General features: G+C 69.9%; 10 protein-coding genes. 1 reads left to right on the forward strand and 9 read right to left on the reverse strand.

What is annotated here, in order from left to right; translation table 11 throughout:
• Nucleotides 1-14 precede the first annotated feature (14 nt).
• The 9 genes from ACWD5F_RS29500 to ACWD5F_RS29540 form a co-directional block, all read right to left on the reverse strand.
• A complete protein-coding gene (locus ACWD5F_RS29500) occupies nucleotides 15-1052 on the reverse strand; it encodes a glutamate ABC transporter substrate-binding protein (RefSeq protein ID WP_451258845.1) in 1038 nt (345 codons plus the stop codon).
• A 68-nt stretch (nucleotides 1053-1120) separates the two neighbouring features.
• Nucleotides 1121-2572 carry a hypothetical protein gene (locus ACWD5F_RS29505; protein WP_451258847.1) on the reverse strand — a complete coding sequence of 484 codons (1452 nt, stop codon included), beginning with the start codon at nucleotides 2570-2572 and terminating at the stop codon, nucleotides 1121-1123.
• 194 nt (nucleotides 2573-2766) lie between these two features.
• The gene (locus ACWD5F_RS29510; RefSeq protein WP_451258849.1) at nucleotides 2767-3738 is read right to left on the reverse strand and encodes an N-acetylglucosamine kinase; all 972 of its coding nucleotides are present in this window, start codon (nucleotides 3736-3738) and stop codon (nucleotides 2767-2769) included.
• The gene (locus ACWD5F_RS29515) at nucleotides 3729-4994 is read right to left on the reverse strand and encodes a 6-phospho-beta-glucosidase (protein WP_451258851.1); all 1266 of its coding nucleotides are present in this window, start codon (nucleotides 4992-4994) and stop codon (nucleotides 3729-3731) included. Before ACWD5F_RS29515 ends, ACWD5F_RS29510 begins: the two co-directional genes overlap by 10 nt.
• 6 nt (nucleotides 4995-5000) lie before the next feature.
• Nucleotides 5001-5894, reverse strand: coding sequence for a carbohydrate ABC transporter permease (locus ACWD5F_RS29520; protein WP_451258853.1), 894 nt, complete (start codon nucleotides 5892-5894; stop codon nucleotides 5001-5003).
• Nucleotides 5895-5896: 2 nt separating this feature from the next.
• The gene (locus ACWD5F_RS29525) at nucleotides 5897-6865 is read right to left on the reverse strand and encodes a carbohydrate ABC transporter permease (RefSeq protein ID WP_451258855.1); all 969 of its coding nucleotides are present in this window, start codon (nucleotides 6863-6865) and stop codon (nucleotides 5897-5899) included.
• Nucleotides 6866-8203, reverse strand: a complete 1338-nt coding sequence (locus ACWD5F_RS29530) for an ABC transporter substrate-binding protein (protein ID WP_451258857.1) — start codon at nucleotides 8201-8203, stop codon at nucleotides 6866-6868.
• 84 nt (nucleotides 8204-8287) lie between these two features.
• Nucleotides 8288-9499: an ROK family transcriptional regulator gene (locus ACWD5F_RS29535; protein ID WP_401721218.1), complete on the reverse strand. Its 1212-nt coding sequence runs from the start codon at nucleotides 9497-9499 to the stop codon at nucleotides 8288-8290.
• A gap of 217 nt (nucleotides 9500-9716) precedes the next feature.
• The gene (locus ACWD5F_RS29540) at nucleotides 9717-10820 is read right to left on the reverse strand and encodes a mechanosensitive ion channel family protein (RefSeq protein WP_401721216.1); all 1104 of its coding nucleotides are present in this window, start codon (nucleotides 10818-10820) and stop codon (nucleotides 9717-9719) included.
• Between the two features lie 332 nt (nucleotides 10821-11152).
• On the opposite strand from ACWD5F_RS29540, the gene ACWD5F_RS29545 reads away from it, so the two are divergent.
• Entirely contained in the window at nucleotides 11153-11689 is a 537-nt protein-coding gene (locus tag ACWD5F_RS29545; protein WP_124000013.1) for an HNH endonuclease, read from the forward strand.
• The last annotated feature ends 74 nt before the right edge of the window (nucleotides 11690-11763 follow it).

The following is an 11763-nucleotide window of genomic DNA, read 5'->3' on the forward strand; positions in this document are numbered from 1 at the left end:
CGGTCGATGGTCGTTCACCGGTAGTGCGCCACGGGAGGGGTCGCCGAGGGCGACTTCTCGTCGCCCTGGTCCAGGGTCGCGTGCAGCCACTTCGCGTACGACGCCTGCCAGCCGCCGTCGTCGACGTAGTTGCGCAGGGTCCGGTTGACCTGGCGTACCAGATCGTCGGCCTTCGAGTTCATCGCCACGCCGTAGTACTCGTCGGTGAACGGCGCGCCCTTGAGCTCCACCGCCGGGTCCTGCGCGGCCTGGCTCGCGGCGAGCGCGCCGTCCGTCACCACCGCGTCGACCTCGCCCAGCTGCAACTTCACCAGGCAGTCGAGCTGGTTGGGGACCGTCGTCGAGATGTCGGTGGAGGCCGGGATCTTGTCGCCCTTGTCCGCCGTCAGGTTGTCGAGCGCGGTGGAACTCTCGGCCGAGCAGACCTTCTTGTCGGCGAGAGTGGCGTTGTAGCCGGTGATCGTCGAGTTCTTGGGCGCCAGGACCTGCTGGCCGGTCCTGAAGTAGGGCGCGGAGAAGGCGACCTGCTTGATCCGGTCGCAGGTGATCGTCATGGTGCGGACCACCATGTCGACCTCGCCGCTCTCGATCGCCTCTATCCGCCTGCTGGTCGGTATCGCCTTGAACGAGACCGCGTTCGGGTCGCCGAGGATGTCCTGGGCGATCCGGTGGACGAGGTCGATGTCGAAGCCCTCCAGCGCGCCGGAGGAGTTGGTCGGGTCGAGGTAGCCCCAGCGGTAGCTGTTGGTGTCGACGCCGACGATCAGCCGCCGGTCCTTGCGGGCCTTGATCTCGTCGATGGTCGTCGTGGCACCGCCGCCCGTCGGCGACAGGCTCCGGTCCTGCGGGTTCGTGCACTCCTCCGCCTTGGCCTGCCGGCCGTCGGCGACGCCCTGCCCGCCGGTCCCGACGGAGCCGTCCGCGCCCTTGGACTGGGACAGGGGCAGCAGCACGAAGACCACGGTGAGAGCGCAGGCGACCGCCATCGCACCCACCCCGCCCCAGCCCCGGAGGCTGGACCGCAGACGCTGTGACAGACGGTGTGCGTTCATCCTCACGCCCCCTTTCGGAGCCTTCCCCCGACCCGACTTCCCCCGAATCCCGTTCACCACTGGCCTGTTCACCGGTACTCCGACAGCCTGCGCCCGATGCCGAGCACCGCGCCGGCCGCGGCCAGCACCGCGAGCACCGCGGCCCCGTACGGCAGTCCGGTGAACGCGTCCCGGCCGCCCGTCGCGGCCTGTTCGAACTCGCCCTGCTCATGATCGAGCGCCGTCTTCAGCGCCTTGTCGACGTTGTCGAAGCACACGCTCGTGGGGTCCTTGCCGACCCCGATGACCTTGTCCCGGGCCTGCTGGTAGTTGCCCTTGTCGTTCAGCCCCTGGGCCACCACGTGCCGGTCCTTCCACGCCTTCATGAAGCTGTTGGCGTCCGCGACCGGCTTCGCGCCCGCCGAGTCGTCGGCGAGGGAGTCGGCCTTGGCGAGCGCCGAGGCGAGCCGGCCGATCTCGGTGTCGTAGCCCACCGCGTAGGCGTCCATGGTCTGGTCGCCGACTTTCTTGGTGTCGGCGCCCCGGCGGATCAGGCTGAGGTTCTCGTCGCTGCGGGCCGTCAAGGAGGCGATGCGGGCGTCCTGGAGGACGTTGAGGGAGCGCACGCCGTGTTCGTAGGAGTCGTTCAGGCCCGCGCGGGCGACCGTGTGGCCGACCACCAGCCAGAGCAGGACCACCACGCAGGCGCCCGACGCGGTGACCAGGCCGTGGTTCAACACCCGGTTCGTGCGCTGGTAGTTGCGCCGCTGGGCCCAGACCAGGGCGGCCAGCACGGCGACGCCGAGGCCGAGCGCGGCCCACGGGAACGCCTTCGCGTCCGCGTAGTCCGACTGGAGCCGCTGGTTCTCCCAGGTGTAGAGGTCCTGGGCCTTCGGCAGCATCTGCTTCTGCATCTTCTCGTTGGCCGCGCGCAGATAGGCGCCGCCCACCGGGAAGCCCTGCCGGTTGTTGGCCCGGGCCGTCTCGACCAGGCCCTTGTACTCCGGCAGTTGCTCGTTCAGGTCGGCGATGGCGTTCGCCGATTCGGATCCGGCCTCCGAGTTGGCGGCGGCCTTGACCAGCTTGGCCGCCGCCTCGCGTATGTCCTTCTCGTACGCCTGCCGCGTCGCGGGCTTCTCCTGGAGGCCCGCCAGATAGCCGCTGGCCGCCGCGGTGTTGGCGTCGGCGAGCGCGCGGTATATGTCGGCCGCGTCGGAGCTGAGCGGCTGGCTGCGGTTGAGGACGTCGTCGGCCGCGGCCGCCCGGTCCGCCATCTGCCAGGCGGTGATCGCGCCGAAGAGGACGACGAGCAGCGCGAGCAGCGCGCCGATGATCCGCAGCCGCCCCGGCTCGGTGGTCGCGGCGGCCCGCAGCCGGTCGGCGCCCTCGGCGAAGGCCGTACGGCGCGCGGGCCCGGGCGCGACGGGCGGACCCGACGGCGCCGCGGGCGGCACGGGCTGTCCCTGCTGCGGCGGCACGACCGGCATCGTGGGCAGGCCGGAACCCGGTGGCGCCGTGGTGCTCTTCGGCGGGTGTGTCACTTCGACCTCCCCCATGGTCATCGTCGCCGCAAGTATCGCCGCCCGCACCGACATCCGCACCGGCCTTCACTGGATCTTGATCCGATCGCAGCCGGTGGAGCGCGGTTCAGTAGCCGGTATACCGGTACAGCGCGACGCCCGCAGCACCCCCTGCCCATGAATACGCCGCCGGAATCAGTTCGGTTCCCGCGACCTCACTCCTCGAAGTGCGCCCGCACGCGCCGGTGCACCTCGGCCGCCGCTCCGACCCGGTCCAGGCCCAGCAGCGCCGCCCCCAGCACCGGGCTCGCCGTGACCACCAGCGGCACCGCCTTCGGCGCCCGTACCGCCAGCAAGTCCCGTATGCCGTCGTTGAGTTGGGGGTGCTGCGCGGCCAGCACACCGCCGCCGAGCAGGACCGGGGTCTCCTCCTCCAACAGGTCGAGCCGGGTCAGCGCCACCGTCGCCATGGTCACCACCTCGTCCGCCAGCCGGTCCACCAGCGCGCGGGCGACCGGGTCGCCGTCGGCCGCGGTGGCGAACAGGACCGGGGTCAGTTCGTGCCGCCGCGCGTACGCGACCTCCTCCAGGTGCAGGGCCTCGATCAGTTCGAGCATGGTGGTGTGGCCGAAGTGGGCGGGCAGGGCGCGGGCCAGCGCCGTCGGCCCGCCGCGGCCGTCCTCGGCCCGGGCGGCGAACCACAGGGCCTCCTCCGCCAGGCCCCAACCACCGCCCCAGTCACCGGAGATGCGGCCGATCGCGGGGAAGCGGGCGGTGCGGCCGTCGGGGCGCATGCCGACGCAGTTGATCCCCGCCCCGCACACCACGGCGACCCCGCGCGGCTCGGTGATGCCGGCCCGCAGGATGGCGAAGGTGTCGTTGCGGACCTCGATCCCGCCGCCCCACCCGCGCGCGTGCAGCGCCGCCGCCAGCTGCTCCTCCTCCACCGGGAAGTCGGCGTTGGCGAGACAGGCCGAGACATGCTCGACCGACTCCACGCCGGCCGCGGCGAAGGCCTCCTCCACCGCCGCGGCGACGGAGTCCACGGCCGTCTCTATCCCCACCGTGGGCGGCCGGAACCCGCCGCCGCGGGCCGTGGCGAGGATCTCCCCGTCGGCCGCCACGACCGCGACGTCGGTCTTGCTGTTGCCGGCGTCGACGGCGAGGACACGTGCGGTCATGCCCACGCGAGATGCTCCTGGTTGTGTGCGATCAGCTGGTCGGTGAGGGTCTCGGCGTACTCGAACTGGCCGATGAGGGGATGCGCGAGCAGCGCCTTGAACACCCGGTCGCGGCCGCCGCGCAGGGCGGCCTCCAGCACCAGGTCCTCGTAGGCGGTCACGTTGGCCATCAGGCCCGCGTACAGCGGGTCGACGGCGGCCACCGGCAGCGGGGTCGGGCCCTGCGGGCCGACGGCCGCCTGGACCTCGATCACCGCGTCGTCGGGCAGGAAGGGCAGCGTGCCCCGGTTGTAGGCGTTCACCACCTGGTACGGCGATCCGCCGGCGCCCAGCAGCGAGGCGGCGAGGTCCACGGCCGCCTCCGAGTAGTAGGCGCCGCCGCGTCTGGCCAGCAGCTCCGGCTTCTCGTCGAGCGTCGGGTCGCCGTACATCGTCAGCAACTGCCGCTCCATCTCCGCCACTTCGGCGGCCCGGGAGGGCTTGGTGCGCAGCTCGCGGACGACCTCGTCGTGGGCGTAGAAGTAGCGCAGGTAGTACGACGGGACCACGCCGAGCCGGTCCACCAGGACCCGTGGCAGGTGCAGGTCCTCGGCGATCGCGTCGGTGTGCTCGGCCAGCAGCTTGGGCAGCACGTTCTCGCCCTCGGGGCCGCCCAGGCGCACCCCGGTCTCCCAGGTGAGGTGGTTGAGACCCACGTGGTCGAGGTGGATGTCCGTGGGCGCGACGCCCAGCATCCCGGCGAACTTCCGCTGGAAGCCGATCGCCACGTTGCACAGCCCGACCGCCTTGTGGCCGGCCTGGAGCAGCGCGCGGGTCACGATCCCCACCGGGTTGGTGAAGTCGATGATCCAGGCGTCCGGGTTGGCCCGGCGGACCCGCTCGGCGATGTCCAGGACCACCGGGACCGTGCGCAGCGCCTTGGCCAGACCGCCGGCGCCGGTGGTCTCCTGGCCGACGCAGCCGCACTCCAGCGGCCAGGTCTCGTCCTGCTGGCGGGCCGCCTGGCCGCCGACGCGCAGTTGCAGCAGCACCGCGTCGGCGCCCTCGACGCCGGCGTCCAGGTCGGAGGTGGTGACGATCCTGCCGTTGTGCCCCTGCTTGGCGAAGATCCGGCGGGCCAGCCCGCCGACCAGCTCGAGCCGGTCGGCGGCCGGGTCGACCAGCACGAGTTCCTCGATGGGCAGGGTGTCCCGCAACCGGGCGAAGCCGTCGATCAGTTCGGGTGTGTAGGTCGAGCCTCCGCCGACCACGGTGAGTTTCATACGGGGTTAACCCTTCACTCCGGTGAGCGTGACGCCCTCGACGAACGCCTTCTGGGCGAAGAAGAAGACGAGGATCACGGGGGCCATGACCAGTACGGTCGCGGCCATGGTCAGATTCCAGTCGGTGTGGTGCGCGCCCTTGAAGGACTCCAGGCCGTAACTCAGTGTCCAGGCGCCCGGGTTCTCGGACGCGTAGATCTGGGGACCGAAGTAGTCGTTCCAGGCGTAGAAGAACTGGAAGAGCGCGACGGCCGCGATACCGGGCTTGGCCATCGGGAGCACCACCCGCAGCAGGGTGCGCAGTTCGCCGCAGCCGTCGACCTTCGCCGCGTCCAGGTACTCGTTCGGGATGGTCAGCAGGAACTGGCGCAGCAGGAAGATGGTGAACGCGTCGCCGAACGCCATCGGGATGATCAGCGGCCACAGCGTGCCGGACAGGTCCAGCTGCTTCGCCCAGAACAGGTACATCGGGATGATGACCACCTGGGGCGGCAGCATCATCATCGAGATGACCAGCATCAGGGAGAGGTTCCGGCCGCGGAAGCGGAACTTGGCGAGCGCGTAGGCCACCGGGATCGACGACGCGACACTCAGGACGGTGCCGAGACCGGCGTAGATCAGGGTGTTCTTCCACCAGGTCAGGAAGCCCGGGGTGTCGAAGACCTTCTTGTAGTTGCCCCACTCCCAGGTGTGCGGGATCAGATCGCGGCTGAGGGCCTGGGTGTCGCTCATCAGCGAGGTCAGGAACACGAACACGAACGGGAGCACGAAGAAGAGCGCGGCCGCGACGCCCAGCGAGTGGATCGCGATCCACTCCAGGAGCGCCCGGCGCCGGGCCGTGCGCTCGGCGGGAGTGGCCGGGGTCCCCAACTCCACGGGCTTGTCCAGGACTTGGGTCATGGTCAGTCACCTGCCAGGTTGAGACCGCCCCGACGCCGCATCAGGAACGCGGTGAACACCATCGACAGGACGAAGAGGACGAGGGCGACGACACACGCGGAGCCGTAGTCGAAGCGCTGGAAGCCGAGGTTGTAGACGAGCTGGGGGAGGGTGAGCGTGGACTTCTCCGGGTAGCCGGGCTCGAACTGCGTGCCGGCGCCCTGGATCACGCCCGAGGCGACCTTCCCCGCGATCAGCGGCTGGGTGTAGTACTGCATCGCCTGGATCACGCCGGTGACCACCGCGAACATGACGATCGGCGAGATGTTGGGCAGCGTGACGAACCGGAACCGCTGCCAGGCCGAGGCGCCGTCCAGCTCGGCCGCCTCGTACTGCTCCTTGGGCACGTCGAGCAGCGCGGCCATGAAGATGACCATGAGGTCGCCGATGCCCCACAGGGCGAGCAGGGTGAGGGCCGGCTTGGACCAGGTGGGGTCGTTGAACCAGCCCGGCGCCGGGATGCCGATCTTCTCCAGGATCGAGTTGACCGGGCCCGTACCGGGGTTGAGCAGGAAGGCGAACGCCATCGTGGCCGCCACCGGCGGGGCGAGGTAGGGCAGGTAGAACAGGGTGCGGAAGACACCCGTGGCCGTCTTGATCTTGGTGATCAGCAGGCCGACACCGAGTCCGAACAGGACCCGCAGCGTCACCGTGATCACGACCAGCCACAGGGTGTTGCGCAGGGCGGGCCAGAAGAGGGGGTAGTGCTCGAAGACGTACGTCCAGTTCTTCGTGCCGCTCCACGTCGGCGGTTTGAAGCCGTCGTAGTGCATGAACGAGAAGTAGATCGTCGAGATCATCGGGTACGCGAAGAACACCGCGAACCCGATCAGCCAGGGCGACATGAAGGCGAAGGTCCGCAGTGCTTGTTTCCGCTGCTTCGCAGCGAGGCCAGACCTGCGGCGCTTCGACGCCAGAGTGATCGTGGACATCTACTTCGCCTGCGCGATGTCCGTGTCGATCTGCTTGGCCGTGCTCTCCAGGCCGGACTTGAGGTTCTTCACCTTGCCGCTCTCGAAGTCGTAGCCGAAGTTCTGGATCGTCACCAGGTACTGGCCGCCGTTGATGGAGGCCGGGCTGGTGGTGGAGTTCGGGTTCGCGGCGATGTCCAGGAAGGTCTTGAAGCGCGGGTCGTACTTCAGCTTCGGGGACTTCAGGGCGGCCAGCGTGGAGGGCACGTTGTGGATGTCGTTGGCGAAGCCGACCACCGCGTCCGTGTTCGTGGTCATGTACTTCACCAGCTCCCAGGCCGCGTTCTGCTTGTGGCTGGTGGCGGCGATGCCGGCGATGGTGCCGGTGATGTAGCCCTTGCCGTACTGGTCGGCCTGGTCGTCGGGGACGGGCAGCGGGGCCACGCCGATCTCGAACTTGGGCTTGGCGTCCAGGGCCATGCCCAGGCGCCACTCACCGTCCAGCTGCATGGCGACCTGGCCGGTGTGGAAGGGGTGCTTGGCGCCCCACTCGTCGCCGAGCGTGGCGCGGTACTTCTCCAGCTTCTGGAAGCCGCCGAGTTCGTCCACGAGCTTCTTCTGCAGCTCGAAACCGGCCGTGAACGCCGGGTCCTTGGCCACGTTCGACTTGCCGCTGGAGTCGAAGTACGTCGGTGAGAACTGCGCGAAGAGGTGCTCGGTCGTGCTCTCCCAGCCGTGGTAGTTCGGCATGAACCCGAGCTGCTTGTAGGTGTCGCCGTCGGAGATCGTCAGCTTCTTGGCGTCGGTCTCGAACTCGGACCAGGTCTTCGGCGGGGTCTTGATGCCGGCCTTCGCGAACGCCGTCTTGTTGTAGTAGAGGCCGTAGGCGTCACCGAGCAGCGGCACCGTGCAGCGGTTGCCGTCGAACTGGGTGTACTCGTTCATCGCCTTCGGGAACGTCGTCTCCGGGTCGATGTCCGCCTTCTTGAAGAAGGGGTTGAGGTCGACCAGGGCGCCCGAGGAGCAGAACTTGCCGACGTTGTTCGTGGTGAACGACGAGATGACGTCGGGGGCCTTGCCGCCGCCCGCGCGCAGCGCCTGGTTGATCTTGTCGTCGGTGACGTTGCCGACGATGTTGACGTGGATGTTGGGGTGGGCCTTCTCGAAGCCGGCGACCAGGGTCTTGACGGCCTTCACCTCGTTCGGCGCGCTCCAGGCGTGCCAGAAGTTGATGGTCGTGTCCTTCGAGGCGTCGTCGTCGGAGCCGGAGGAGGACTGGCCGGTACAGGCGGTGGCCAGCAGGGCGATGGAGGCGGAAGCGGCGAGAGCGACGGCCGCTTTCCGGGACATTCCGGGCATGGCAGGGTCTCCCAGGGACGGGGCGAGGTGGGTGAGGGAAGAACACGGACGGGTGGGGCGTGGTGCGTGGGGCTCGGAGGGGGTTCAGCGCGAGGTGTCGAAGACCTCGTCGCGGGTGGTCGCGAGCGCGCTCTCCAACGCGCCGCGCAGCACGGGTTGTTCGGTGACGTCGCCGACGACGAGCCGGGGCCGGGAGGCGGCCAGCTCCTCCAGCTCGGCCTGGACCAGGGCGCGCAGGGTCTCGCCGCCGGAGGTCAGCGAGGCCCCGCTGAGGACGACGAGTTCGGGGTCGAGGACGGAGACCAGCGAGGCCAGACCGGTCGCCAGATGGGTCGCGTACGTCTCCAACAGCCGCCGTTCCGGGCCGCTGTCGGTCTCGGCGGCGCGGGCGACGAGGGCGGCGGCCACCTCGGTGGACGAGCCCGAGGGGATGTCCTCGACGCCGAACTGCCGGGCCAGCTTGGGGATCGCCTGCGAACCGGCCAGCTCCTGGTAACCACCGCTGTTGGCCTTGGTCACCTGCCGGACCAGGGGTGCGCCCGGCACCGGCAGGAAGCCGACCTCGCCTGCACCGCCGGTCCAGCCGCGGTGCAGCCGCCCGCCGAGGACGAGCGCGGCACCGAGACCGCCCTCGTTCCACAGCAGCACGAAGTCACCGTGGCCGCGGGCCGCGCCGAGCCTTTGTTCGGCGACGGCGGCGAGGTTCACGTCGTTCTCGTACTCGACCGGCATCGGCAGCGCGGCGGCGAGTTCGTCGAGCAGCGCCGGGGTGTGCCAGCCCGGCAGGTGCGAGGCGTAGCGCAGCCGGCCGGTGTTGGGATCGAAGGCGCCGGGGGTGCCGATGACGAGCCGGTGGACGTCGTCCCGGGCCAGCCCGGCCGCCTTGACGGCACCGTCGAGGGCGTCGGTGACCTGCCGGACCACGGGCTGCGCCGGCCGCCGTCCCGGGGTGGGCAGTTCGTACGAGCCCACCGTGCGGCCGGTGACGTCGGCGACCGCGGCCAGCACCCGTTCCGGGGTGACGTCGAGCCCGGCGGCGTACGCGGCCGCCGGATTGACCTCGTACAGCTGGGCGTTGGGGCCCGGGCGGCCCTCGGTGGTGCCGGTGGCGAGCACCAGGCCGGCCGCCTCCAGGCGGGCGAGCAGCTGCGAGGCGGTGGGCTTGGAGAGACCGGTGAGCTTGCCGATCCGGGTGCGGGAGAGCGGGCCGTGCTCCAGGAGGAGGTCCAGGGCGGCGCGGTCGTTCATGGCGCGCAGGACCCGCGGGGTGCCCGGCGTGCCGGCTGTTCCTGCCATGTGGGTCGCCACCTGCCTTTCGACTGCCCAGCTTCTCAGCGACCTCCGCTGGAAGTCCATCCGGTGACCATGGTGCCTGTCGGCGGGTGATCACTGTTAGGAAAGTTTCCTATTGGCTGGAAAGGAACGTAAGCCCGGTGCGAAGGGGGCGTCAATAGAAACCGCCCCCGAGGCAACAGACTCGTTACCTGGGGGCGGGTTTCGCGCTGGCCGCGGGCTACTTCGCGGGGGTCGAAGGCCGCTGCTGGACTATCGGCGACGCGGCGGCCGTCTGCGGGGAGTCCGCGTTGGCGTACACCGAGGGGGCCGCCACGGCCGCCGTCGGGTCGGGGGTCTCGCTCTCCTCGAGAGGGGCCGTGGCGCCGCCGACGATGCGGATGTCCGCCGCGTCGAAGGCACGCTTGATGCGCCAGCGCAGCTCGCGCTCGACCGAGAGGGACTTGCCGGGCATCGTCTTGGCGGTGACCCGGACGACCATCGAGTCCAGCAGGACGCTGTCCAGGCCGAGCACCTCGATCGGGCTCCACAGCAGCTCGTTCCAGGGCTCCTCGGCGGTCATCTTCTCGGCGACCTCGTCGAGGGTGGCCTTGACCTTGTCCAGGTCCTCGGACGCCTTGACGGTCACGTCGACGCCCGCGGTCGCCCAGCCCTGGGAGAGGTTGCCGATGCGCTTGATCTCGCCGTTGCGGACGTACCAGATCTCGCCGTTGTCGCCGCGCAGCTTCGTCACGCGCAGGCCGACCTCGATCACCTCGCCGGAGGCGACGCCCGAGTCGATCTGGTCGCCGACGCCGTACTGGTCCTCCAGGATCATGAAGACGCCGGAGAGGAAGTCCGTGACGAGGTTGCGGGCACCGAAACCGATCGCGACACCCGCGACACCGGCGGAGGCGAGCAGCGGGGCCAGATTGATCTGGAAGGTGCCCAGGATCATCAGCGCGGCCGTGCCGAGGATCAGGAAGCTCGCCACCGAGCGCAGCACCGAGCCGATCGCCTGGGACCGCTGCCGGCGCCGCTCCACGTTGACCAGCAGACCGCCCAGCGCGGTGCCGTCCACCGCCTGCACGGTGCGGGTCATCCGGTCTATCAGCTTGGTGATCGCCCGCCGGACGACGATTCTCAGCACCCCGGCGATCACCAGGATGAGCAGCACCCGCAGGCCGATCGCCAGCCAGGTGGACCAGTTCTGCTCGACCCAGCTGGCGGCGTTGGTCGCGCTCTCCTGGGCGTCCTGGAGCGAGGGCACCGCCGGGGTCGTCGACTCCGAGGGGGTCGGCGACGGCGACGGGCCGGCGGCCAGTAGGACGGCGGACAAGGACACGGCAGGTACCTCCAGGTGCAGCCTCCGCCCCACCGGCCGGCGGTCAAGGTCTCGGGCTCTCAGGTCACGAAAAGGTCACCGGCGGGGCAGGTTCACCACACTATCGGGGCATCGTGTGCGGATTGTTGCCGTCTTCCGGGGAGGGACCGCGCCCGCACGGGGAAGTACAGGTGGGATGAAGCTTTCCCCGTCCGGGGCATGCTTCGGATGTGGTCGAAAACACTCCCAGCCCGTTACCGGGACATGGTGGCGCTTCCACCAGGCATGAGGGGAGACTGGCTACAGATCGTCCCGGCGCGAGCCACGCGCCGCCGACGCACAAGGAGGCATCCGTGCCGCACGTCCTGGTCCTCAATGCGTCGTACGAGCCACTCGGCGTCGTACCGCTCCGCCGCGCGCTCGTCCTCGTCCTGGAGAACAAGGCTGTCGCCTTGGAGGAATCCGGCGCCTTTATGCACAGCGCAACCGTCACAGTCCCCGCACCCAGCGTGGTCCGGCTCAAGCGATTCGTACGGGTTCCCTATCGGGGGCCCGTTCCTCTTACCCGGCGGGCGCTGTTCGCGCGTGACGGGGGCCGGTGCATGTACTGCGGTGGCGTCGCAACCAGCGTCGACCATGTCATTCCGCGCAGCCGCGGGGGCAAGCACGTCTGGGACAACGTGGTGGCGTCCTGCCGCCGCTGCAACCACGTGAAGGCCGACCGACACCTCTTCGAGATCGGCTGGCGGCTGCGCCACAAACCCGCCCCACCCTCCGGACTGGCCTGGCGCATCATCGGGACCGGACACAGGGACCCGCGCTGGATGCCGTACTTGCAACCGTACGGCGCGGAAGACGCTGTGGCCCGGATCGACGGCATATCCGCCTGACGATCCGGGCTTTCGCATATCCCCTGGTCAGCGGGGATACGGCGAATGCGGCACGGGGCCCTGTCCGCCCCCGG

This window comes from Streptomyces sp. NPDC002499 (assembly GCF_053595415.1).